Genomic DNA, 23,606 nt, shown 5'->3' with positions numbered 1-23,606 from the left:
GTATCGTCCGGCGGCGCTAGCTGCCCGCGGCGAGTTCCTCAAGCCGCTCTTCCCATTGCGCGAGCGCCGAGCAACGCCGAAATCCCTGCTGCAGCATGATCCTCGCCCGATCGCCCATCGCCCGGCACGCAGCCCGATCGTCGGCGAGCGCGACAATCGCGGCAGCGAGGCCGGACGCGTTGCCCGGCGCAACTGCGATACCTGCATCGCTTGCCGAGATCATCAACGGAATCTCGCCTTCCAGATCACAGACCGCAACGATCGGGCGCGCCGCAGCCGCGATGCCGAAGACCTTGCTCGGCACGATCAGGCCTTCGAACTCGGGCCGAAGCGAAAGCCAATGGGCATCGCCGACCGCAAGGCTTTCGGACAGTCTGGTGCGAGGCTGGTGGGGCTGGAAGACGAATCTTTTCCGGCCGTCTTCCATTGATCTCCGGTGAAGCTCGACCTGGGCAGGGCCGCCGCCGACGAACAGGAACCAGATATCGTGCCTGTCGACGAGCAAGGCAGACGCCGCCAGCAGGGTCTCGACTTCATGCGCCCGGCCCAGATTGCCCGAATATTCGAGCACGAAAGCGTCGAGCGGCAAGCCCCAATCCTCGCGTAACGAGAGGCTGTTGGTCGTGGAGGGTAAAATCGCCTCGTCATCAGTCCAGTTGGCGATCGTCGCGATCCGCTCCCTGGCCACGCCCCGGTCCGCGATTCTTCCGGCCATCCGTTGTCCGATCGCCACATTGAGCGCGGCACGGCGCATCGACAAATCCCGCAAATGGCTGAGGACCGCGCTGATCGGTCCGCGCACGGGCAGACCGGCCTGGACGGCTACCTCGGGATAGAGATCCTGTACCCAATTCACGAGCCGCCCGCCCCGCAAACGGCATATCGCCAGAGCGAGAACCCCGATCAGGGGAGGATCGGTCTTGGCGACGACGATCGTCCCGGACCTTGCGCGCCGCGCGAGAGCGACACTCGCGCTCATATAGAAGGTTAGATAGGCCAGGAGGCGTCCGAACAGCCCAAGCCTGACCCCGCTCAGCGTCCACACGCGGCGAACGGACACGCCGTTGATGGTCGCGCGGGCCATCATGCTCGACGAGGCCACGCCGTAGAACAGGCGGCTGGTGATGATCTCGACGCTCCATCCCTGGGCGGCAAGATGCTGCGCCAGATCTGTCAGGAGCTGAGCCGTCGCGGATTGATCCGGCGCATAGAAGCGATTGACGAAGATGACTCGCCGCTCAGCCCCTTGTGCAGCGGCGGTCGAACCGGGATTACGTGACCTCATGTTAAATTATTTCGATCCGAATCCGTTGAGCATCACGACTACGGTCCGCATCGTGATGAGAACATCGAGCCACGCTGAAAAATTCTTTACGTAAAAAAAGTCGTATTGCAGCTTCATGTTGATCTCAGCCAAGTCGGCGACATGGCCCTGGTTTACCTGAGCCCAGCCGGTGATTCCCGGACGCACGATGTGACGATAAGAATAAAAAGGTATTTCCGCTTCGTACCAGATCGAAAGGTCCATCGCCTCGGGCCGGGGACCGATCCAGCTCATCTCGCCGGCCATGATGTTCAGGATCTGCGGCAGTTCGTCGAGCCGGGTGCGGCGCATGAAGCGTCCGACGCGCGTGATTCGGTCGTCGTCCGACTGGGTGATCGCATCGACGCGGGCATCGACCTGCGCGGGCGCTGATCGCACCGACATCGAACGGAACTTGATCATCGTGAAAGGCCGGCCGCGATAGCCCATACGCTGCTGGCGAAAGAACACCGGCCCCGGAGAATCGAGGCGGATACAGATGGCGATCAGCGCCATCGCGACCGCCAGGAACGGCATGACCAGCACGCAGCCGCCAAGGTCTATCAGGCGTTTGACCTTGCGATAGGCGAGGTTCGGCAACAGCGACCCGAAACTGTTTTCCGACAAATGCTCGATCTGGACGCGCCCGGTCAGCAATTCGCGGATCTGTTTCACGTGATAGACCGGAATCCCGCCGATCGCGGCCCGGGCCAGCATGCGTTCCCATTCCGATTCGAGATCATGGTGCAGATCGGCGACGATCATGACGCCGCGGCCGGAGGGCACCACTGGCTCCATCAATGGAAGCCATTCAGCCCCATCCACATCGTAGAGCGAGCTCGTCCTGCCGCCAGGGACCACATAAAAGCGCCGCACCGCGCCCCGCGCACTGAGATAAGCCAGCGCATAGGCTCCGGTGACGCTGAGAGTGAAGCTGCCGATCAGTACCGTGCGATTATAGTCCAGGCGGAGCACCAGCGCGGTCAGGATCGCAAGACCAAAGGCGATGGAGAAGGTCGGCAGGACGTAGATGAAGGTGCGGGCGCCGGGGAAACCACCGATCCGCCGCGACAACAGCATGGCGCTCACCACGCTGGAGATCGTCAGTATGAAGGTGGCCGGCGCCGAATGATGGTGCTCATAGCTGGTGTGGATGCCGTAACGAAGCGCAAGCGGAACCAGCACGCCGAGCAGAATCTCGACGAGCAATTGCACCCGCAGCGAGGATATCCACCGCATATTGCCGACAAGGCTGTTAAGGTTGCGCTGCATCAACATGAGATTACGTTCTAACGCATCGCCCCAATATTGTTGTCATGCCAACCCCACACTGACGGGAAGGCCGACGACCCACCCCATCAATATTGCCCCGGCCCGTCCTTGTGCCAAAAGCTCGGCCAAATCCAGCCACCTCCCGCAACTGCGAGAATAATCCTCGTGCGGGCGCCGAATCAATGACGGCATGATGTCACGCCATCCTGCATAAGCCACACCACCATTCGCGCCAAAGCGTGAAGGACATCGTAACCGATCCGGCCCGATTCGTCTGCCTGGCTGGTCGAAGACCCCATCGAGGCACCGGCGCCCGCTCCGCGCCAATCAGCGTTCCGCATGTTCCGGCGACCGACGCTGCCTGTACCAATATCATACATCGGACCTTATCTTTCGGTTCCGCTTTAACCTATTCTTCGTACCGAGTCGGCCAATGAGATGTTCGTGTTCGACACGTGCAACCTTTTGCCTGGTGTGGTGTTACCGCATCAGTTCTAGCGACTTTGTGCAGGAGCGAACGTTTTGAGGGTGGACAAAATCGGGGCTGCAGGTTAATCGGCCGTGGTGAGCCTACTTCCAAAGCGGTTCAGGAGGAGACTGATAATGAAATTTTCGCGGGTAACCGCCGCCATCGTCATGGCGAGCCTTTCTTCACCGCTATTTGCCGGTGCTGAGCAGTCTGTTGGTAAGCTGACTGCTGCCACTGAGGGCACCTTTGTTTCGCGTAGTGGCAAGCTGATGCCGGCAACTGCCGGTCAGAGCCTTTTCGTAGGCGACCGCATTGTAACGCGCGGCAAGGCAAACGCGAAGGTGGCCTTCCCGGGCTGCAACTACGCGATTGCGCCGACCTCGGTTCTCTCGGTCACTGCTTCGACCTGTGCATCGGCTCCCAAGTCGTTCGCTCAGGATGACGGCAATGGCGGCGGCGGTGCCGGCGGCGGCAGCGGCGGCACTGGCACGGTCGTGCTGGTCGGCGCATTGCTCGCCATCGGCGCAGGCATCTATGTGGCCGTCGACAAGAACAATTCGAAGCCTGCCAGCCCGTAAGGGTTGCTGCTTCGGCACGTTACAAGGGCTGCGCGAAAGCGTGGCCCTTTTTTCGTTCCGGGCCCTTTCGTTCGCTCTCTTCTTCTTACGGCGCCTCTCTCTTCATTCTTAGGGCGCGCGGCATATTGAGCGCCGGCCCGCCGGCCTCATGCTGAGTCGCTACCGGGCGACGCGACATACCCCGCCAGATACCAGTCGATCGTCGCCGCGAGCCCTTCGGCAAATCCTGTTTCCGCGCGCCAGCCGAGCTCGCGTTCGATTCGGGAGGGGTCGATCGCGTATCTGCGGTCATGCCCCGGCCGGTCTTCCACGAAGCGAATCAGGTTTCGGCGGGGAAAGCCGTCCGCCGTCGGCCGCCGAACGTCGAGCAGATCGCAGATGGCGGTGACCACCGCGATGTTGCGGTGTTCCGCGCGGGCGCCGATCACGTAGCTCTCACCCGGCGCCCCGCCCCGCATCACCGCTTCAAGCGCCCGGGCGTGATCATCGACGTACAGCCAGTCGCGTATATTGATCCCCGTGCCATAGACCGGGAGCGGCTGCAGCTCGAGAGCCCGCGAGATCGTAAGCGGGATAAGCTTTTCCGGATTCTGGTACGGCCCGTAATTGTTGCTGCAGTTCGAGATGACGACCGGCAGCCCATAGGTATGATGCCATGCCCGCACGAGATGATCAGCCGCTGCCTTGGAGGCAGCATAGGGCGAGGACGGCTTGTAGGGCGACACTTCGCTGAAACGACTGTCGTCGAACGGGAGATCGCCGAACACCTCATCGGTGGAGACATGATGGAAGCGGAAACGCGCCCGCGCCTCGCCCTCCAGCGACCGCCAATATGCGAGGGCAGTCTCGATCAGGCGAAAGGTGCCCGTGATGTTGGTGTCAATGAAGATGTCGGGCGCCGCGATCGACCGATCGACATGACTTTCGGCGGCGAGGTGCATGATCGCGTCGACGCCCTCGTCCTCAAGCAGGGCCGCGACCAGGACAGTGTCGGCGATATCGCCGCGGACGAAGCGGTAAAGTGGCGATTGCTCGACCTCGGCGAGCGCGGCGAGCGATCCGGCATAAGTGAGCTTGTCGAGATTGATGACTCGCGTGCGCCCGCCGCGGACCAGATGGCGGCACAGCGCCGAGCCGATAAAGCCGGCCCCGCCCGTCACCAATATGGTACGATCAGGGGTCGCGCTCATGCGGCGGGAATGCCCGGGATGCCGTGCCGCACGGCATCTTCCACTCTCCCGCGCGCGATCGACATGCCGGCTTCGAGGGGATCAAGGTTCAACATAGTCTCCTCGCAGGCGCGCTTGATCGCCTCGCACCGCTGATCGTTCGTACGGACGAGGCAGATTGGTTTAGGCGGTCGCTCGTATCCCTGTCGAGCCACCGCTCGTTGGGTAAGGCCGAGCATCGAGAGCATTGCGGCGTTGCCTTTTGAGACTTTGCAGGTGATAGGCTCGCCTTCGATCAATCGGCCCTTTCGGGCGGCAATGAGAGGTTTGATGCCGAACCGCCCGACCGTCGTCGTCATAGGCCTTGGCTATGTCGGCCTTCCCCTCGCAGTCGCGCTGGCAAAGCAGTTCGACTGCTGGGGCCTCGACATCGACCCTGGGAGGATTGCCGAACTGGAGCGGGGCCGCGACCGCACCGGCGAAATCTCGCCCGAGGCGCTCGCTGCGTCGACGCTCCGGCTTCAGAACGATGCGGGCCAATGCCCGCCAGCCGATTTCTATATCGTGACCGTCCCTACCCCGGTCGACAGCGACAACAAGCCCGATCTGCGCGCGGTCCTGTCGGCCACGGCGACCGTGGCGAAGCTGCTCGACGCTACGCGCAAACCCGTCGTGGTGTATGAAAGCACCGTCTATCCGGGCGTGACCGAGGAGATATGCGGGCCTGCGCTCGAGCGCGGCTCGGGCCTTGTCTGCGGCCGCGATTTCTTCCTCGGTTATTCGCCGGAGCGGATCAATCCGGGCGACCGCGAGCACACGATCGACAAGATCACCAAGGTCGTGTCCGGCCAGACCCCGGACGTGCTCGACGCTGTCGCCGATCTCTACGGCGCGATCACCAGCGGCGGCGTGTTCCGCGCCGCCTCGATCAAGGCGGCCGAGGCGGCGAAGGTGATCGAGAACGCCCAGCGCGACATCAACATCGCCTTCATGAACGAGATCGCCCAGATCTTCCACGGCATGGATCTGTCGGTCTGGGACGTGCTCGAAGCGGCGCGCACCAAGTGGAATTTCCTGCCGTTCCAGCCGGGGCTGGTCGGCGGGCACTGTATCGGCGTCGATCCCTATTATCTGAGCCACCGTGCCGAGCAGCTGGGCCATGACCCGCAGGTCATCCTGTCCGGGCGCCGAATCAATGACGGCATGGCAACATTCGTCGCTGACGCGATCCACCGCCGCGTCGATGGCAGCGCAGGCAGCGCGCTCGTGCTCGGCATCACCTTCAAGGAAGATGTGCCCGATCTGCGCAACTCGAAGGTCGCAGACCTGATCGGCCGGCTTGCGAGCCTGGGCCACCAGGTCACGGTGCATGATCCGCATGCCGACGCGGCCGAGGCGATGCATGAATATGGCGTCGGGCTTGATCCCGATGCGCTGAGCAAACGCTATGATCTGGTGGTGCTCGCGGTGCCGCACCGCGCCTATCAGGATCTCGGCGCCGATCGGCTGGTCGGCCTGGTTGCCGAAGGCGGGCTGTTCGCCGATCTGAAGGGAATCGTGCCCAGCGAGTCCCTGACCTCCGTAAAAAGCTGGTCGCTATGACCGTGCGAAAGGCCTGATTGATGCGCGTTCTCGTAACCGGCGTTGCCGGCTTCATCGGCATGAACCTGGCGCGGCAGCTGCTCGCGCGCAGCGACAGTGTCGTCGGCATCGACAATCTCAACGATTATTATTCAGTCCAGCTCAAGCAGGACAGGCTCGCCGAGATCGAACGGGCCGGCGGCGACTTCAGATTCGTGAAGGTCGATTTTGCCGACCATGAGGCGCTCGAGGCCGCGCTCGAGGGCGAGAGTTTCGACAGGATAGTCCATCTCGGAGCCCAGGCCGGGGTGCGCTATTCGATCGAGAACCCCCGCGCCTATATCCAGTCGAACGTCGTCGGTCATCTGAACCTGCTCGAGCTCGCGCGGCACCGGCAGGTCGAGCATATGGTCTATGCCTCCTCCTCCTCGGTGTATGGCAGCAACACCAACCTGCCCTTCAGCGTCGATGACCGGGTCGATCACCCTGTCTCGCTCTATGCCGCGACCAAGAAGTCCGATGAGCTGATGAGCGAGACCTATGCTCATCTCTACCGGATCCCGCTCACCGGGCTGCGCTTCTTCACCGTCTATGGCCCGTGGGGCCGCCCCGATATGGCGATGTGGATCTTCACCAAGGCGATCCTGGAGGGGCGGCCGATCCCGGTGTTCAATCACGGGAAGATGCAGCGCGACTTCACCTATATCGACGACATCATCGCCGGCGTTATCGCCTGCCTCGACACCCCGCCGGCTGATGACGGACAGGCCAAGGCGGGCGGCGGCCGGGCGCCGCATGCGCTGTACAATATCGGCAACCATCGCAGCGAGCAGCTCGGGCACATGATCGACCTGATCGAGGCCGCGTGCGGCAAGACGGCCATCCGGGATCTGCAGCCGATCCAGCCGGGCGATGTTCCCGCCACCTATGCCGATATCGATGCGATCCAGCAGGCACTTGGGTTCCAGCCGCGCACCAGCATCGATGTCGGCGTGCCACGCTTCGTCGAATGGTATCGCGACTATACGGCGCGCTAGATGGAACCTGCTTGCGCGCCGAGCGTGATAGTATCACACGTCTGCAACGAAGCCGTTTCGAAAATGCGGTGACGTGGAGCTATCCGGCGGCAGACCGGCCGGCAATCTGAGCAAAGCAATTTACGATGTTGAAGTTTCTGAGCCGCTGGAAAGGCTCCATGTCTCCCTCAGAACCGGTTCGGGCATCAGTGCCGGATGGCGTGCGCGTCTACGCGATCGGTGACGTTCATGGCCGGTTGGACTTGCTTGAAGAGTTGTTCGACCAGATTTCCGAAGACAGCACCGCGCGCGGTCCCGCCACGACCCGACTGGTGTTCCTGGGCGACCTGATCGATCGCGGCCCTGATTCGGCAAAGGTGGTCGAGCGCGTGCGGCAGCTGTGCCTGGCCAGCCGCAATGTCGATGTCCTGACCGGAAATCATGAGGAGGTATTCCTCCTCGCGCTCGACGGCGACCTCGACGCGATGCGGATGTTCGTCCGCATCGGCGGGCGCGAAACCATATTGAGCTACGGCGTTTCCGAGGCGGACATCGTGCGCGCCGACTATGCGCAATTGTGTGCGCTCACGCTGCAGGCCACGCCCGACAGCCATATACAGTTCCTGAAACTGCTCTCCGACGTGGTGGAAATCGGCGACTATGCCTTTGTCCATGCCGGCGTGAGGCCAGGCTTCACGCTGGACGATCAGGAAGTCTCGGACTTGCGATGGATTCGTGGCGGCTTTCTCAATTACGAGGGCAGTTTCGGCAAGATCATCGTCCATGGCCACACCGTGACTCAAACCGTCGACGAGCGGCACAACCGCATCGGGATCGATACGGGCGCCTTCCGCACCGGCCGGCTGACTGCCCTGGGCTTGCAGGGTTCGGAACGCTGGTACCTGTCGACGGAGCCGGACAGCAAATAACGGATCGCCCTCGCGCATCGGTCGCGATTGAGCCCCTGCGAAACCAGGCCCGGAAAGTGGCGGTTTCTCCCTGTTATCGGCCCGGAACAGGGAAGGAACAGGGAAGAAAAAACTTTTCGGGCCGTTTTTGGCCAATTTGTTGGAGATATTCTCCTTTATGATCAGCACCTTGAATGCAATTCTCCCTGTTATTCGGTAACAGGGAGAGTTGTTGGAGGTAACAGGGAAGCGTGTTGGAATTAACAGGGAGCGGCCTTCTCGGATCAGGGTGGCTTGATTCAACAGCAGCGTGAAATCGGCTTTTATGCGGCTCTTCATCATCGGAGTGCTGACATGACCGAGTATAAGTTTGAATCGAACGACGACACGGACTTCGCCACCGGGCCGGGCAGACCGCCCGTCAAACACCAGTTCCAGAAAGGCCGGTCAGGCAATCCGGCGGGCAGGCCACGCCGCTCGGGCCGGCCGGGCGATCGGTTGCGCGGCGCCGACGAGCCGACCCGGCAGATGATCCTCGACGAAGCTTACCGCCCGGTCGAGGTGCATGAGGGCGACACCGTCCACTGTCTTTCCATGAACCAGGCGGTGTTCCGCGCGCTCGGCATGGCTGCGCTGAGCGGCAACCAGCGTGCGCAGGAGCGCTGGGCGGCGATGGTGCAGGCGGCTGAGTATGAGCAGAAGCGGGCGCAGCTGGCGATCTTCAACGTGATCGAGCGCGATGAGCAGGAACGGGCGGCGAAGCGGCGGGAGCGGCTTGGGACTGAGGACGGGCATGATCCCTATGCGGAGGATATTATCGTCGACCAGCGATCTGGATCGGTGGTGATCCGGGATACGGGAGAGGGGTGATGATCAGGCCTCCGCCACGATCTCCCCATGCGCTGAATCTGGCAGCTTGACCTTGTGCCGCATCGCCTCGCGCAATCGTTCCTCGTAATAGACGAAGGCACCTTGAGACACTTCTAGCCTGCGGGATCATTTCGGCTTTCTGATAAAAACGCACAGCGATGTAGCCAATACATTGGGAAGCATCGCATGCACGCCGAGCATCAGCCGGTATATGATCGAGCTTCCGAAATAATATGATGGCTGGGCCGATTCCCGATACCAGAAGACTTCACATCCCTTAAAAAGCTTCTTGATTGTCCTGACCGTGTTCATTTTGAAAACGGTGGGGAATATGTCCATCTCATGCTTGGCGGGAGCAATCCATCGCAGGGCCTGACTGTGTTTGCGATTGGGCACAATCCGGGCAGCCACGGTCACATAGCCATATTTGTTAGGCGTTCTCGCGCAGATATATCCGCCAGGTTTCAATATCCGCAAAAGCTCCGCGGCCACCGGTTCCGGGTCGGCGATATGTTCGAACGTCACCTCACTGACGATCAGATCGAATGTTTCATCCTCGAAAGGGAGCGGCTTGCCAGGCTCGATGCGGACTTGATGGTCGGATGCTGGATGCGTGAGGACCACCTCATCGATATCGCATGCCCAGACCTCTGCGCCTTCGGTCCGCAGATCCATCAATTCACGCTTGAAGAGCGAGCCCTCGGTTTCGGTGTTGATGTAGAAGAACGAGCCGCGGCCAGCTCCGTAATCGAGCACCTTGCGAGCCCGCACGCGCTTCATGGCAGCTTTCACAAAGGAGAAGAAGGTAATGGTTCCGTCGAATCGCGAAAAATTGTCTATGTTCGATTCCGGATGGAGTGCTCTGACAAAATCTCGCATCACAATGCCCCTCGAAACTGCAGCGCCCTCCCCATAGCGCATCGTTGCCCCACCACAACCGGCCAGATAGAGCGCCAGCAGCGGCTACATACGATCTCAACCTGAAGGCAGCTATTCGATCGATTTGCGCGCGTAAGATTCAGTCGCCCGAATGGTGATGACCGCATTGCCCTCGGCTTATCGCAGCCGCAACCATCCTAATCGGCAATGCCGACGGAGAGTCCAACCGCCCGCCTCAGCAAGGAGAGGAGTATTCACGCCTTGCTGGCACTCCATAGCTGAACGAACTTTGAAACGGGGGGGGCTCTACACGCTCAGCCGCCCGTTGCCGGACTAGCAACCAAGCACGTCGGGATGTAGTGACGAACCGTATGACCGAAATTACCCCCTCCCGTGAACGTGTTCCAGCTCTTGATGGGTTTCGTGGCATCGCAATTCTTCTCGTGCTTTTCACCCATCTCACGGTCGCTAACTACTATCAGGCTACGCCACTTGTCGAGGTATCGGAAGTCGGATGGATTGGCGTGGAAATGTTTTTTGTCCTGTCTGGGTTTTTGATTACCGGAATTCTAGTAGATTCAGAGGGAACGCCTGGCTGGCTCTCTAATTTCTATTTGAGACGAGCGAGCCGTATTCTCCCATTATATTTTGCCGTTACGATTATTAGCTTTGTCATTTTGCCCCACATACAATTCTCTAAATCAGCACGATTTAGCACGATCGGCCAAGATGAAATCTGGTATTGGCTTATGCTACCCAACGTTGCAATCGCAAAGGCGGGACTACTTAGGCATGGCATCATGGACGTCTCATGGTCTGTGGCGATTGAGGAGCACTATTATCTTATCTGGCCGTTCCTGCTGGCGGCGTTGAAGCCGAATCAGCGCGTAAAACTGTGCGTCGGCACGATGATAGCGACATTTACTCTTCGCACTGGCCTCGCGCTCGAGCAAGTCAACCCAATCAGCTTAAACGTTTCAACCCCAACGCATCTAGACGGCCTCGCAATGGGCTCTCTAATAGCTTTGTTAATCAGAGCTGATCCTGAAAGAATCTGGCAAATGAGGGCCGGAAAGCGATTATTTACCTTTGGGCTCATCGCGACCGTCTTTCTTTGCTTAGGAGGTATGCTTCTCACACCACAGCATTTCGCCAGTTATTTTTACAACATACTGATGAATACGCTCGGCTACCCCGCAACGGCAGCGACATTCGCTGGGCTGCTGCTATGCACATGGGCCGCCCGGGACGACGCAAGCCGGCTGACTCGCTTTCTGTCTTTGCCGGTACTTCGTACGTTCGGCAAATATAGCTATTGTCTCTATCTCACAAACCTACCGATAAGGGCGGCTATTCGCGACCTTTTGATCAAACCCGAGAGATTTCGCGATATGCCGGGAGGTGTTATTGGCGGCCAATTGATTTTCTATGTCGCAGCGTTGTGCGCATGTCTTGCGGTAGCCTTTTTGAGTTGGCACTTGTTCGAGAAGCAGTTTCTCAGGCTAGCACCCAGCCATTCCCGCAGGACGGTCACGGATGAGGCAGAAAGCCCGAAATACGGACCCGCGCCAAGCAAAACCTGACGAAAAAGCCACGGCGAGTTACGGCCGAAGCCTGCCCCCCTCTGGCGTGGAGAATTTGACGTTACCCCCTGATTTTCTACCAGCAGCGATTAGAGTCCGAGCCTTGAGAAGGGACGGATGATGAAGCGATCACGGTTCACGGAAGAGCAGATTATCGGCGTGCTGAAGGAGGCGGAGGCGGGCGCGAAGACGGCCGATCTGGCGCGCAAGCACGGTGTATCCGAGGCGACGCTAGTATAACTGGAAGGCCAAGTATGGCGGCCTCGAAGTATCGGAGGCGAAGCGGCTTCGCGCGCTGGAAGACGAGAACGCGCGGCTCAAACGGCTGCTGGCGGATGCGATGCTGGATAATGCGGGTCTGAAGGATCTGCTGACAAAAAAATGGTGACGCCTGCCGCGAAGCGGGAAGCGGTCGCGCATCTCCGGACGGTATTCGGGATGGGCGAGCGGCAGGCGTGCCGGGTGATCGGGGCGGATCGGACGAGCATGCGCTACCGGTCGCGCCGCGATGACGATGGCCCGGTGCGGGAGAAGCTGCGCGAGCTTGCGCATCAGCGCCGCCGGTTCGGCTATCGGCGGCTGCATGTCCTGCTGCGGCGTGACGGGATCACCATCAACCGCAAGAAGACGCAGCGGCTCTATCGTGAGGAGGGGTTGACGGTACGGCGCCGCCGGGGTCGCAAGCGTGCGGTTGGCGCGCGGGCACCTGCGCCCGTGCCCGCGCTGCCCAACCAGCGCTGGAGCCTGGACTTCATCCACGACCAGATGGCAACGGGCCGGCGGTTCCGGGTGCTCAACATCGTCGATGATATGACGCGCGAATGCCTGGCGGCGATCCCCGACACATCGATCTCGGGCAAAAGGGACGTGCGGGAACTGACCAGTCTGATCGCGGTGCGCGGCAAGCCGGGGATGATCGTCAGCGACAATGGGACCGAACTGACCTCGAACGCGGTGCTCGAATGGTGCGGCGAGGCCAAGGTGGAATGGCACTACACCGCGCCGAGAAAGCCGACCCAGAACGCCTATTTCGAGAGCTTCAATGGTCGCATGCGCGACGAGCTGCTCAACGAGACACTGTTCACGAGCATCGCGCATGCCCGCGAGAAGATCGCCGCCTAGGTCGCTTACTACAATGTCGAGCGGCCGCACTCGTCGCTCGGCTACGCCACCGCGGCGGCATTCGCCGCCGAACTCGAAAAGCAATGGCCTGCACGCGCGCAGGCCATTGCTTCACCTGCGCTCACGCGCGACAACCATGATCGGACTCTAGTTTTGGCTGGATGAACGTTGGGGGTCACGTCAAATTCGTCTCAGATTTGGTAACGGTACCTTTATAAAGCGGACCGCGCGCGCTGCGCGTGCACCTCGCCTCCGGGATCTGGCAACACTGGTTTCAGTTGCGATTGTAGGTTAGCAGAATCGAAGCTTATCTGGAGTTGCTCGATTGGTTGCCTTTCACAATGACGTATCAAGATTGTTCGGGACGGGAGTAAAGGTCTCCGCCCGCGCAAGCGATATCATCCGGCCATCAATGTCCGAGATATTCGTCCTCGCGCTTATCAGCCTGTTGTATATGATTGGGCTTGTCGAAGGCGGAGCCTTCATGAACGCGATGAATTTGATAGGCCCAACCATATTGATGGCTGATATGGTGTTATGCGCAGTATCAATGGTAAGGCGCGGTGTCGTTTCTATTTGGACCCCTCTTTTTTGGGCCCGCATATCTCTTGCAGCTTATTATGGAGCGGGCTCGCTCGTACCATATTTTGTTAATGAAGATACGCGAGCCATGATGGAAGCTTTCTACTTTTCGTACCCAAAAGATGTCGCTAAATTCAACTTAGTCGGAAGCCTGTTTGCCTTGTTCTTTTTAATTGGGACATTAATTTTTTCACACATTCTTGACTCGCGCCATCGAGAGGATGCAAATTCTTTTTTGGGCTGGCAGCCGCGAGCGTCAGGACCTGGCTCAACAACAATGGCATTGCTGTTTCTTATAGTTGGATCGATCGTCGACTATGGACTTATGTTACCCCATGCGCTTGGCTTGATAAATACAGCAACCCCACAGGCCATTGCTCTTGTTGCAATGGCATCATGGCTTGGCTGCTTTCTTCTTACTTATACGTCTATTCGCGACAGCTCTCCATTATTATACTTGGCTATTGCCGCGGGTATTTTGAGTTCCGCCGTAGGGGTAGTTCAGTTTGCCAAATCAACTGCCATATTTCCTCTCATTATGCTTGCAATGGGCGCAATCTATGCGAAGCCTAGGATAACTGTACTAATAGGCAGCTTCCTAGCAATTACACTGTTCTTCTTTGCCGTCGCGCCCGTGGTAACTTACGCCCGAAACGTTCTCTATGGCACGTACGGCGCGGACGCACCTGCCTCTTTTAGCGAACGCATCGGTATTTTGTCGAGCTACACCGCCGAACGGGCGGAAGAACAAAACAAGTCTGATATTCAAGGCGGCTGGGCGCGCCTAAGCTACATCAATTCCGGCACCTTTGCCATCAATCAATACGACGCTGGCCGGCCAGGAAACTCTCTAAAATATGCGATAATTGTATTTATACCAAGGATTCTTTATCCCGACAAGCCAATCATAACAGACTCAGCCAGAGACTTTAATGCTTCCATTAATAACAATGACGCCTCAGCATCGTCGCCTGGCCTAGCTCCCGAGCTTTATTGGAATGGCGGCTGGATAGCGGTAGTTATCGGGGCCACGTTTGTAGGGTTTCTATTAGCAATTATATCAGGATACTCGACTGCCGTTTTGAATAACGACGCGTTTCATTTGCTATTTGTAGTTTTACTTGGTATCAGAATGGGAATCCGGATGGATGGCTTTTTAGTTCCCGACATTCTTGGACCGGCAGCAGTCATGGTCATTGGCCATGTCATCCTAACCGTGCTGAACAATCTTTCTTTAAAAAAGTAGCCGTCCAACGCTTGCGGACTCGACCGGCTCTGTCACAAGGCAACAACAATGTGCGGCATCGCCGGTTATTTCGCTTTCGCCTCCGGCGCGTTGCCCCTTCCGCGGGACACGCTCGTGGCGATGCGAGACCATATGACACGCCGTGGCCCCGACGGGGCCGGCCTCTGGTTTTCCGAAGGCGACCGGGTCGGCATGGCGCATCGAAGGCTCTCGATCATCGACCTCTCCGATCGCGGATCGCAGCCGATGGCGAGCGCCGATGGGCAGACGATCATCACCTATAATGGCGAGATCTATAATTTCCGCGCGTTGCGGGAAAACCTGGAAAAGCGCGGCTGCACATTCCGGAGCGACAGCGACACCGAAGTCCTGTTGCAGCTCTATGCGACCTGCGGCCTCGACATGTTCGCCCGGATTCGGGGGATGTTCGCGCTGGCAATCTGGGACGGGGCGCAGAAGCGCCTGATCCTCGCCCGGGACCCCTATGGCATAAAGCCGCTATATTATGCCGAGGTCGATGGCTGCCTGCGGTTCGCGTCGCAGGTCAAGGCGCTACGATGCGACCCGGCAATCCCGAACACGCGCTCCGCGGCCGGCCTGGTCGGCTTCCACATCATGGGATCGGTGCCCGAGCCGTTCACGCTCTATGAGGCGATACGATCGATACCCGCGGGCAGCACGATGATCGTCGACGCGGGCGGCGCCCATCCGCCGCGCCGCTATGAAAACCTGGCCGCGGTCATCGCGGCCGGCCGGCACCTGTCAGGCGCCGATGTCGATGTCCGCGAGGCGCTTCGCGACAGCGTCCGGCACCATCTGGTCGCCGATGTGCCGGTCGGCGTGTTCCTCTCCGGCGGCACCGATTCAGCGGCGATCGTCGGCTTGATGCGCGATTGCGGGCAGCAGAGCATAACGGCCTGCACCCTCGCCTACCCGGAGCTGGAGGGCTCCCCCCAGAACGAGGTGCCCCGCGCCAGCAAAACGGCGGACCAATATGGCGTCCATCACCATATCCGCCGCGTGACGCGATCGGAATTCCAGGAGGAATTGCCGGCGATTCTCGATGCGATGGATCAGCCGAGCATCGACGGAATCAATTCCTGGTTCGTCAGCAAGGCCATGCGCGAACTTGGGCTGAAGGTCGCACTTTCAGGCATGGGCGGGGACGAGCTGTTCGCCGGCTACTCGACTTTCGAGACCGTGCCGCAGGCCTATCACTGGGCCGGGCCCTTCGCGCGAAATCCTGCCATCGGCCGCATGCTGACGCGCATGATCGAAAGGGCCTCGCCCGGGCTTACGCGGCGAAACCCGAAGATACGGGGCCTCTTCACCCTGCCCGATAGCTGGGCGGGAAGCTATCTGTTGCGGCGATCAGTGCTGTTACCGGGCGAACTCGATGACGTTCTTGACCCCGAGACGGCGGAAAAGGGCTTGGCGGATCTGCAGCTGACCGCGATGGTGGAACGTGAAATCACGCCAGATCCCGGCTCCGATGTCGGACGTGTGGCAGCCCTGGAATCGAGTTTGTACATGCGCAATCAGCTCCTGCGAGATGCCGATTGGGCGGGGATGGCACATTCGATCGAAATCCGCGTTCCCTTTGTCGATATCGAGCTCTTACGGCGCATCAGCCCCCTGCTCCCAAGCTTGCGCAACAAGGACGGCAAGCGGCTGATTGCCAACGCCCCGAGTGTGCCTGTGTCCGCTGCGATCACCGAGCACCCCCGCACCGGTTTTACGGTACCCGTTGGCGACTGGCTGCTGGAGCGCGGCAAACATGTCGAGGATCGCCTGCAGGCGCGGCGCTGGGCGCGACAGCTCGTCGCATCGTTCGAGCCGAACTAGGCGAGGTCGATGCACATCCTTGTCCTCAGCCATTATTACCCGCCCGAGGTAAACGCCCCTGCCTCGCGCATGTCCGAGCATGCCCGGGCATGGGTCGCACTCGGGCACAAGGTGACCATCGTCACCTGCGCGCCGAACCATCCCGACGGAAAGCTTTACCCCGGCTTCAGAAACCGGCTGTTCGACCGCCAGATGATCGATGGTGTCGAGATCATCCGGATATGGACCTGGCTGGCGGCGAACCAGGGCTTTACGTTCAGGACGCTCAGCTACATTTCCTATCTCGTGTCGGTGGCGCTGCAGGCGTGGCGGCTGCCCAAGGCGGACATCGTGCTGTCGTCTTCTCCGCAGTTTTTCTGCGGACTGGCGGGCGCGCTGCTCCAGCGCCGCAACCGCCCCTGGGTCCTCGAAATTCGCGATCTCTGGCCCGAGAGCATCATCGCGGTCGGTGCGATGCGGCGCAGCTTGCTGACACGGTTGCTGGAGAGCATGGAGCGCTTCGCCTATCGGCGCGCCGACCTGGTGGTTTCGGTCACTGACAGTTTCGTCGGCCATATCGCGCCTTCGCGGCCGGGCAAGCCGATCGCCGTGATCAAGAATGGCGTCGATCTCAGCCAGTTCATACTCGCCGACGAACAGGAGATTGCCGACTTCCGCGCCGCCCACGGCCTCGAAGGCAAATTCATCGCGGGCTATGTCGGCACGCACGGCATGGCGCACGGCCTCGACACGATGCTCGAAGCCGCCGAGGCATTGCGCGACACTCCGGATGTCGCCCTTCTGATGGTCGGGACGGGCGCCGACCGCGAGCGGATCCGCGATCTGCGCGACCAACGCGGATTGACCAATGTGATCATGCTCGACCAGCAACCGAAATCAGCGATGCCGGTGATCTGGTCTGCGATCGATGCGGCACTCATCCTGCTCAAGCGGCTCGACACGTTCAAATCCGTTCTGCCCTCCAAGATGTTCGAGGCCATGGCCCTGCAGCGCCCCATCGTCATGGGCGTGGAGGGCGAGGCCAGCGTCCTGATGGCGGAAGCCGAAGCGGGCATCGCGATCACGCCGGAAGATGCGCCTGCCCTGGCCGAGGCGGTTCGCGTGCTGGCTCGGGATCGCGCTGCCTCCGCGCGGATGGGGGCGAACGGCGCTCTGTTCGTGCGTCGCCATTTCGATCGCGTCGCCCTTGCCAAAACCTATATCGAGCAGTTCGATCTCGTCCTCGCGAAACGCCGCGAAGGCGAGCCGCACTAGACGCATGTCGTTGAAGAGACGCGATATGACGGCCCCTTCGATCTTTGGTCGATTGCTGCGCGCGATCGCGTTTGCCCGCTATATTCCGCCGCGGCGCATTCTCGCCCGTTTTCACCTTCGGACAAGTCGGGAGATTGCGATGCGCCTTCCCCCGAAGCTGGATGCCACAACGCCCTGCGCGGAGCAGCGCCCGAAACCGCTGTTTCCGCCCCGGGCTGGCGCGATCGAACGCCTCGCGAGCGGTTGGCGCTTCACCTTTCTGGGGCGATCGCGCGACTATGGCGAGGAGATCGCCTGGGACGAACCCGCCGCAACGGCTCAGGATCAGCTCTGGCGGATGAATCTCCATTATATGGAGTATCTCGAGGGGCTCGATTACCCGGCCGGGGCCGACCTCATCCATCAATGGATCGCCGCCAATCCACCCTATCGTGCCGGCTTCTGGCACGACAGCTGGAACAGCTACACGGTTTCGCTACGAGTGGTCGTGTGGATGCAATTTCTGGCCACGCACGACCAGGCGCCGGCGACGATCGTCCAGTCGATCGCGCAGCAGATCGTCTTTCTCGAACGCAATCTCGAGCATGATCTGGGCGGCAATCATCTCATCAAGAACATCAAGGCGCTGTTATGGGCATCCGCCTTCTTCGCCGGCGAGCAGGCGGCGCGCTGGCGGAAGCTCGGCGTGACGTTGCTTCGGGAGGAGCTTGAGCACCAGATCCTGGCCGACGGCGTTCATTTCGAAAGATCGCCTTCCTATCATGCGCAGGTCTTCGCCGACCTGCTCGAAATACGGCATGCGCTTGGGGCGGATCCGCTGGACGGGCGGCTCGATGCCACGCTGGCGCGCATGGCCGACGCAGTGCTGGTGCTTGCCCATCCCGACGGAGGCCCGGCGCAATTCAATGATTCAGGCCTCACCATGGCCTATGCGCCGGGGCTTTGCGCGGCAGCCTATGAAAGGCTTTTCGGCACATCTCCGCGAGCGCCCGCCGGCGCCTTCGAACTGGACCGCGCGGGTTTTTACGGCATCCATCTCGACGGCTACAGCCTCATCGCGAAGATGGGCCGGATCGGCGCCGATGATTTGCCCGCGCATGCGCATGGCGACATTGGAAGCTTCGAAATTTCGGTCGGTGGCGAGCGCATGATCGTCGATCAGGGGGTGTATGAATATGTCGACGGCCCCAGCCGGCGGATGTCGCGCGCCACGGCCAGCCACAATTGCCTTGCGATCAGCGGCGAGGACCAGGCCGAGTTCTTCGGCGCGTTTCGCTGCGGCCGGAGGCCCTCCGCGACGATATCGGAAGCGTGCCTCGACAATGAGGCCCTGGTGATCGAGGGGCAGCATGACGGTTATGACCGCCATCCCTGGCACGCGACCGTCAGCCGGCGATTCGAAGCGACGTCCGACCGGATAGTCGTGTCCGACCGGATCGCGGCGGAACACCCTGCCCCGGCTTCGTCCAGCTTATTGCTTCACCCCGAATGCGTGGTATCGATCGAGGGCAATGATGCGTATTTGCGGCGGGGCGCGGCGTGTCTGCAGATTTCAGCGTCGGCGCCGCTGTCTCTGGTCGAGGCGTCATGGTTTCCGGACATGGGCAGTATGCATCGGACTTCGCGGCTTATCTTGACTCTGCCTGAGCGATGCAGTGAAGCCCGGCTCGAGTTGACGCCGTCGACCGACGCTGTTTCGGGGGATGTATGAAGCAGGTCGAACAGAATTATCGAAGCGGCAAGCTGCGCGTAATCGATGCCCCGGTTCCACGCGCGGGAAGTGCGACGAACCTTGTCGCCAGCCGCGTGTCGCTGATCAGCGCGGGCACGGAGAAGCAGATCATCGACCTGGCGCGCAGCTCGCTGGCGGGCAAGGCGATGGCCCGGCCGGATCTGGTCCGCAAGACTGTGCAGAAAATGCGGAACGAGGGCATCCTGCCCACGATCCAGAAGGTTTTCGCCAAGCTCGATAAACCGATTCCGCTTGGCTATAGCCTGGCCGGGATCATTGCCGAGGCGGGCTCCTCGGCGGGCGGCTATGCGGTCGGCGATCGGGTTGCATGCGCGGGTGCAGCCGTGGCGAACCATGCCGAATATAATGCTGTGCCCAAACATCTGGCGGTGCGCATTCCCAACGGCGTCGACGACGAATCGGCGAGCTTCGTCACGCTGGGGGCGATCGCCCTGCAGGGCGTGCGGGTTACCCAGCCGACGCTCGGCGAACGCGTGGTAGTCTCCGGCCTCGGCCTGATCGGCCAGATCACCGTGCAGCTCCTCAAGGCCAATGGCTGCAAGGTTCTCGGGTTCGATCCCAATCCGGCGCGCGCGGCCCTCGCGCTCGAAATGGGCGCTGACCATGCCGTCAGCAGCTCGCTTGCGGATGCCGTTCGGGGCTTTACCGACGGCCAAGGTGCCGATGCGGTGATCGTGACGGCCTCGACGAAATCATCCGACCCGCTGAACCAGGCGGCCGAGATCAGCCGGATGAAGGGTCGCGTCGTCGTTGTCGGGCTGGTCGGCATGACGATCGACCGCGAGCCCTTTTACAAGCGCGAGCTCGATCTGCGGCTTTCCATGTCCTATGGGCCCGGGCGCTACGATCCGGCCTATGAAACGGAAGGCCATGACTATCCCTTCGCCTATGTCCGCTGGACTGAGCAGCGCAACATGGCCGCCTTTCTGGAACTGGTCGCCGAAGGGCGCGTGACTCCGAAAAAGCTGATCACTCACCGTTTTCCCATCGCCGAGGCCGAGGCGGCCTATGCGCTGATGGACACCGACGAGCCCTATCTGGCGATCCTGCTCGTCTATGCCGACGAGCCGCCTGCGATTGCGAGATCGATCCCTATCGCAGCGCGGCATGCGGCGCCCGCAGGAATGCGCGGATCGGGCTTTATCGGTTTTGGAAATTATTCCAGCGGCGTGCTGATGTCAGCGCTCAAGAAAGCCGGCGAGACACGCTTCACGACCGTCGTCACCTCGACCGGACTATCCGCGCACAGTGCCGCTGAAACGAACGGCTTCGCCAATGCAGCGACTGATCCCGCCGCCCTGCTCGAGGACGCGACGACCGATTGCATCTTCATCGCGACGCGGCACGACAGTCATGCCGCACTGGCGATACAGGCGCTTCAGGCCGGCAAGCACGTCTTTGTCGAGAAGCCGCTGGCGCTCGATCATGCGCAGTTGGCGGCAGTGATCGATGTCGCACGGCAATCGCCCGGCATTCTCACCGTCGGTTTCAATCGTCGTTTCGCGCCTATGACTCTTGCGGCAAAAGCCGCGCTTGCCGGCCGTACCGGCCCGCTCGCGATGCAATATCGCATCAACGCGGGCGCCATACCCTCCGATAGCTGGGTTCATGGGACTGAAGGGGGCGGGCGGATCATCGGCGAGGTCTGCCATTTCGTCGACACGCTCACCTTCCTGGCAGGCGCCCTCCCCGTATCCGTGGAGGCGTGCAGCCCCGACGGCGTGAGCGACACGGTCGCGGCGATCCTGCGCTTCGCCGACGGATCCGTCGGCACGATCCTCTACAGCTCGCTGGGCGATCCTTCGGTAGCGAAGGAGGAGATCGAGATCTTCGCGGGCGGCGTCGTGATTCAGCTCCACGACTTTCGCAGCCTGGCGGTCACGCGGGCCGGCAAGACGAAGACGACCAAATCGTCAGCGCAGGACAAGGGCCAGGCAGGCCTGATCGCGGCCTTCCTCGCCGCGGCACGGGATACGGGCGAGCCACCGATCTCCCTCGACGAGTTGGCCGCCGTCAGCATCGCCACGCTCGAGATCGCCGGGATCGGATCCGCCGAATGAACGGAGCGCCGGCCAAATTGCCCGTGACGGTGATTATCCTCTCTTTCAACGAAGAGCTGCATATCCGGCGCTGCCTCGAACGCATCACGCCGGTGGTCGAACGGGTCGTGGTGATCGACAGCTTTTCGACTGACCGAACCGTGGAGATAGCGCGCGAGCTCGGTGCCGAGGTTTATCAGAATGTGTGGAAGAATTATGCCGCACAATTCCAGTGGGGAGTGGATCGCGCCGCAATCACCACTGAATGGACCATGCGCCTTGATTCCGACGAGTATCTGGAACCCGGGCTGATCGCGGAAATTCGCGACAAGCTGCCAGGCTTTCCGGCTGAGATCACGGCCTGCGCTCTGCGCCTCAAGGTGATCTTCCGCGGCAAATTCATCCGCTGGGGCGGCTATCACTCAACCCTTCTGACCCGCATCTGGCGGACGGATGCGGGGCAGATCGAGCAGCGCTGGATGGACGAGCACATCGTCATCAGCCGCGGCCAGCGCGTTCGCGTCGCGGGTGGCGATCTGGTCGACGAGAACCTCAAGGACATCGGCTGGTGGATCGACAAGCATAACGGGTACACGACGCGCCAGATGATCGACTTCATCAATCTTGAACACCCACTGTTCCCGATGGACCAAAGGCTTCAAGTCGACACCAACAGCCACGCCAAATGGAAGCGCTTCCTACGCAATATCGTTTTTGCCCGCACCCCACTCTATCTTAGAAGTGTCCTATATTTCTTTCAGCGCTATTTCCTGAGGCTCGGCTTTCTCGATGGACGACGGGGTTTCCTGTTTCATTTCATGCAGGGTTTCTGGAACTTCATGTTGATCGACGCGAAAGTCGACGAGGCGCGTCTCTATATCTGTCAGCATGGAATCGAGGCGTTCAAGCTTCACCTGGCCGCGCGGTACGGCATCAAAGACCTGAGCCCCGTCGAGCGCTCGTGAAACAGCGGCCAACCGTGATCATTCTGCTCGGGGCCTATTGGCCCGGCAACGCGTCGTCCGGGCCGAACCAGACGATCCGCGCAATCTGCACGGCGCTCTCGGACAGCTTCGATTTTCGCGTCATCGCACGGGACCGCCCTTTCGACAGCGACAGCGCGATGGCTGAAAGCGGCAAATGGCACGACAATGGCATCATGCGCGTCCACTACCTCGAGGTCGGGCGAGTGGGTGCCAAGGGGCTGGCCAGGCTCCTGAGGGAGACGCCGCACGACCTCCTGATGCTGAACGGCTTTTTCGACCGCGAGTTCACCATACCGGCATTGATCGCGAGGCGCCTCGGCCGAATTCCCCGACGCCCGACAATCCTTTCTCCGCGCGGCGAGTTCTCGGAAGGGGCGCTGTCGCTGAAGGCCGGGCGCAAGAGATTCTATCGCCTGGCGATGCGCCTGACCGGACTGCTCAGCGGCGTTCGCCTGCATGCGACGAGCCCGGCGGAGGAAAGCGACATGCGCGCGGCGTTTCCCGACGAGCCGATCCGCCACATCGCAAACTTCCGCGACATTCCGGCACTCCCCGCCTTTGCGCCGCGCGCACCAGGAACACCGTTGCGAATCGCCTTTCTCGGGCGAGTTTCGCCAGTGAAGGGCGTCGAAACCGCGTGCATGGCGCTTGCGCGCGTGAACTCAAGCGTCGCATTCGACCTTTATGGCCCAATCAGTGATGTTGCCTATTGGAAGCGATGCCAGCAGATCATCGCCGGATTACCCGGGAACGTGACCGTGACGTATCGCGGAGAGCTGGAAAATGGCGCTGTCGTCAACACCCTGGCCGGATATGATCTGATGTTCATGCCGTCGCATAGCGAGAATTTCGGGCATGCCATCCTGGAATCGCTGGCAGCCGGGACACCAGTGCTGATCGGCGATAAGACACCCTGGCAAAACCTGTCGGGCGCGCAAGCGGGATGGGACCTCCCGCTGGACGATATCGGCGCGATTGCCCGCACGATCGACTTGGCTGCCGGGATGTCCGCCAGCGATGCCGGTCATTGGCGGTCCGGCGCGCGCGCGCGTGCCGAGAAATATATTCGTGAAACTGACGCGCCGAGTGCGATGAGGTGCTGGATCGCAGAAATGACTCAAACGCCACAAGCTTGAAAGATCACATTTTTC

General features: G+C 60.7%; 18 protein-coding genes and 1 pseudogene. 14 read left to right on the top strand and 5 right to left on the bottom strand.

Translation table 11 applies throughout. The features are described 5' to 3' along the window. Window positions 1-16: 16 nt before the first annotated feature. Window positions 17-1,285 (bottom strand): glycosyltransferase family 4 protein, encoded by a 1,269-nt coding sequence (locus tag AC1DVS_RS11990; protein ID WP_478023259.1) that lies wholly within the window; start codon window positions 1,283-1,285, stop codon window positions 17-19. A 6-nt stretch (window positions 1,286-1,291) separates the two neighbouring features. Further along, window positions 1,292-2,575: a sugar transferase gene (locus tag AC1DVS_RS11985; RefSeq protein ID WP_478023257.1), complete on the bottom strand. Its 1,284-nt coding sequence runs from the start codon at window positions 2,573-2,575 to the stop codon at window positions 1,292-1,294. Window positions 2,576-3,178: 603 nt separating this feature from the next. Here AC1DVS_RS11985 and AC1DVS_RS11980 point away from each other — a divergent pair. Next, on the top strand, window positions 3,179-3,622 hold the full coding sequence (locus AC1DVS_RS11980) for a FecR family protein (RefSeq protein ID WP_478023255.1): 444 nt from the start codon (window positions 3,179-3,181) through the stop codon (window positions 3,620-3,622). Window positions 3,623-3,768: 146 nt separating this feature from the next. Here the strand turns inward: AC1DVS_RS11980 and rfbB are convergent, their stop codons facing one another. Beyond that, window positions 3,769-4,812 carry a dTDP-glucose 4,6-dehydratase gene (gene rfbB, locus AC1DVS_RS11975; RefSeq protein ID WP_478023253.1) on the bottom strand — a complete coding sequence of 348 codons (1,044 nt, stop codon included), beginning with the start codon at window positions 4,810-4,812 and terminating at the stop codon, window positions 3,769-3,771. Continuing rightward, window positions 4,809-5,150, bottom strand: coding sequence for a hypothetical protein (locus AC1DVS_RS11970; RefSeq protein ID WP_478023251.1), 342 nt, complete (start codon window positions 5,148-5,150; stop codon window positions 4,809-4,811). The genes rfbB and AC1DVS_RS11970 overlap by 4 nt, the downstream gene beginning before the upstream one ends. Here AC1DVS_RS11970 and AC1DVS_RS11965 point away from each other — a divergent pair. The 4 genes from AC1DVS_RS11965 (at window position 5,122) to AC1DVS_RS11950 (ending at window position 9,166) form a co-directional block, all read left to right on the top strand. Further along, on the top strand, window positions 5,122-6,393 hold the full coding sequence (locus AC1DVS_RS11965) for a nucleotide sugar dehydrogenase (RefSeq protein WP_478023249.1): 1,272 nt from the start codon (window positions 5,122-5,124) through the stop codon (window positions 6,391-6,393). The two genes, AC1DVS_RS11970 and AC1DVS_RS11965, sit on opposite strands and share 29 nt — an antisense overlap. Before the next feature lie 20 nt (window positions 6,394-6,413). Beyond that, on the top strand, window positions 6,414-7,409 hold the full coding sequence (locus AC1DVS_RS11960) for a GDP-mannose 4,6-dehydratase (RefSeq protein WP_478023247.1): 996 nt from the start codon (window positions 6,414-6,416) through the stop codon (window positions 7,407-7,409). 158 nt (window positions 7,410-7,567) lie between these two features. Beyond that, window positions 7,568-8,317 carry a metallophosphoesterase family protein gene (locus AC1DVS_RS11955; RefSeq protein WP_478023246.1) on the top strand — a complete coding sequence of 250 codons (750 nt, stop codon included), beginning with the start codon at window positions 7,568-7,570 and terminating at the stop codon, window positions 8,315-8,317. A gap of 333 nt (window positions 8,318-8,650) precedes the next feature. Continuing rightward, window positions 8,651-9,166: a DUF5681 domain-containing protein gene (locus AC1DVS_RS11950; RefSeq protein ID WP_478023244.1), complete on the top strand. Its 516-nt coding sequence runs from the start codon at window positions 8,651-8,653 to the stop codon at window positions 9,164-9,166. A 126-nt stretch (window positions 9,167-9,292) separates the two neighbouring features. On the opposite strand, the gene AC1DVS_RS11945 is transcribed toward AC1DVS_RS11950, so the two are convergent. Continuing rightward, a complete protein-coding gene (locus AC1DVS_RS11945; RefSeq protein WP_478023242.1) occupies window positions 9,293-10,045 on the bottom strand; it encodes a class I SAM-dependent methyltransferase in 753 nt (250 codons plus the stop codon). A 371-nt stretch (window positions 10,046-10,416) separates the two neighbouring features. Between AC1DVS_RS11945 and AC1DVS_RS11940 the strand changes: the two genes are divergently transcribed. The 9 genes and pseudogenes from AC1DVS_RS11940 to AC1DVS_RS11900 all read left to right on the top strand — a co-directional run bounded on the left by AC1DVS_RS11940 (window position 10,417) and on the right by AC1DVS_RS11900 (window position 23,591). Beyond that, window positions 10,417-11,628 carry an acyltransferase family protein gene (locus tag AC1DVS_RS11940; protein WP_478023240.1) on the top strand — a complete coding sequence of 404 codons (1,212 nt, stop codon included), beginning with the start codon at window positions 10,417-10,419 and terminating at the stop codon, window positions 11,626-11,628. Window positions 11,629-11,748: 120 nt separating this feature from the next. Beyond that, window positions 11,749-12,915: pseudogene (locus AC1DVS_RS11935) on the top strand (IS3 family transposase). A gap of 247 nt (window positions 12,916-13,162) precedes the next feature. After that, window positions 13,163-14,578, top strand: a complete 1,416-nt coding sequence (locus AC1DVS_RS11930) for a hypothetical protein (protein ID WP_478023238.1) — start codon at window positions 13,163-13,165, stop codon at window positions 14,576-14,578. A gap of 48 nt (window positions 14,579-14,626) precedes the next feature. Continuing rightward, complete coding sequence (gene asnB, locus AC1DVS_RS11925; RefSeq protein ID WP_478023236.1) at window positions 14,627-16,423, top strand: asparagine synthase (glutamine-hydrolyzing); 1,797 nt, start codon at window positions 14,627-14,629, stop codon at window positions 16,421-16,423. A gap of 9 nt (window positions 16,424-16,432) precedes the next feature. Further along, window positions 16,433-17,677 (top strand): glycosyltransferase family 4 protein, encoded by a 1,245-nt coding sequence (locus AC1DVS_RS11920; RefSeq protein ID WP_478023234.1) that lies wholly within the window; start codon window positions 16,433-16,435, stop codon window positions 17,675-17,677. Window positions 17,678-17,816: 139 nt separating this feature from the next. Continuing rightward, complete coding sequence (locus AC1DVS_RS11915; RefSeq protein WP_478023232.1) at window positions 17,817-19,388, top strand: heparinase II/III family protein; 1,572 nt, start codon at window positions 17,817-17,819, stop codon at window positions 19,386-19,388. Beyond that, window positions 19,385-21,490 (top strand): bi-domain-containing oxidoreductase, encoded by a 2,106-nt coding sequence (locus AC1DVS_RS11910; protein WP_478023230.1) that lies wholly within the window; start codon window positions 19,385-19,387, stop codon window positions 21,488-21,490. Before AC1DVS_RS11915 ends, AC1DVS_RS11910 begins: the two co-directional genes overlap by 4 nt. Further along, window positions 21,487-22,434 (top strand): glycosyltransferase family 2 protein, encoded by a 948-nt coding sequence (locus tag AC1DVS_RS11905; protein ID WP_478023228.1) that lies wholly within the window; start codon window positions 21,487-21,489, stop codon window positions 22,432-22,434. The genes AC1DVS_RS11910 and AC1DVS_RS11905 overlap by 4 nt, the downstream gene beginning before the upstream one ends. Beyond that, the gene (locus AC1DVS_RS11900) at window positions 22,431-23,591 is read left to right on the top strand and encodes a glycosyltransferase family 4 protein (RefSeq protein ID WP_478023226.1); all 1,161 of its coding nucleotides are present in this window, start codon (window positions 22,431-22,433) and stop codon (window positions 23,589-23,591) included. The genes AC1DVS_RS11905 and AC1DVS_RS11900 overlap by 4 nt, the downstream gene beginning before the upstream one ends. Window positions 23,592-23,606: the final 15 nt, after the last annotated feature.

Source organism: Sphingomonas sp. P3_C5 (assembly GCF_056402635.1).
Note: the sequence above shows the minus strand (reverse complement) of the source record. Positions and strands in the feature narration are given on the sequence as shown.

Bases quoted from the DNA above. Each gene is read 5' to 3' on its own strand.
- AC1DVS_RS11950 (WP_478023244.1), top strand. From the start codon at position 8,651: ATGACCGAGTATAAGTTTGAATCGAACGACGACACGGACTTCGCCACC.
- AC1DVS_RS11990 (WP_478023259.1), bottom strand. From the start codon at position 1,285: ATGAGGTCACGTAATCCCGGTTCGACCGCCGCTGCACAAGGGGCTGAG.
- AC1DVS_RS11945 (WP_478023242.1), bottom strand. From the start codon at position 10,045: ATGCGAGATTTTGTCAGAGCACTCCATCCGGAATCGAACATAGACAAT.
- AC1DVS_RS11960 (WP_478023247.1), top strand. From the start codon at position 6,414: ATGCGCGTTCTCGTAACCGGCGTTGCCGGCTTCATCGGCATGAACCTG.
- AC1DVS_RS11920 (WP_478023234.1), top strand. From the start codon at position 16,433: ATGCACATCCTTGTCCTCAGCCATTATTACCCGCCCGAGGTAAACGCC.
- AC1DVS_RS11910 (WP_478023230.1), top strand. From the start codon at position 19,385: ATGAAGCAGGTCGAACAGAATTATCGAAGCGGCAAGCTGCGCGTAATC.
- AC1DVS_RS11965 (WP_478023249.1), top strand. From the start codon at position 5,122: ATGCCGAACCGCCCGACCGTCGTCGTCATAGGCCTTGGCTATGTCGGC.
- AC1DVS_RS11980 (WP_478023255.1), top strand. From the start codon at position 3,179: ATGAAATTTTCGCGGGTAACCGCCGCCATCGTCATGGCGAGCCTTTCT.
- AC1DVS_RS11955 (WP_478023246.1), top strand. From the start codon at position 7,568: ATGTCTCCCTCAGAACCGGTTCGGGCATCAGTGCCGGATGGCGTGCGC.
- AC1DVS_RS11940 (WP_478023240.1), top strand. From the start codon at position 10,417: ATGACCGAAATTACCCCCTCCCGTGAACGTGTTCCAGCTCTTGATGGG.
- AC1DVS_RS11905 (WP_478023228.1), top strand. From the start codon at position 21,487: ATGAACGGAGCGCCGGCCAAATTGCCCGTGACGGTGATTATCCTCTCT.
- rfbB (WP_478023253.1), bottom strand. From the start codon at position 4,812: ATGAGCGCGACCCCTGATCGTACCATATTGGTGACGGGCGGGGCCGGC.
- AC1DVS_RS11915 (WP_478023232.1), top strand. From the start codon at position 17,817: ATGCGCCTTCCCCCGAAGCTGGATGCCACAACGCCCTGCGCGGAGCAG.
- AC1DVS_RS11970 (WP_478023251.1), bottom strand. From the start codon at position 5,150: ATGACGACGACGGTCGGGCGGTTCGGCATCAAACCTCTCATTGCCGCC.
- AC1DVS_RS11930 (WP_478023238.1), top strand. From the start codon at position 13,163: ATGTCCGAGATATTCGTCCTCGCGCTTATCAGCCTGTTGTATATGATT.
- asnB (WP_478023236.1), top strand. From the start codon at position 14,627: ATGTGCGGCATCGCCGGTTATTTCGCTTTCGCCTCCGGCGCGTTGCCC.
- AC1DVS_RS11985 (WP_478023257.1), bottom strand. From the start codon at position 2,575: ATGCAGCGCAACCTTAACAGCCTTGTCGGCAATATGCGGTGGATATCC.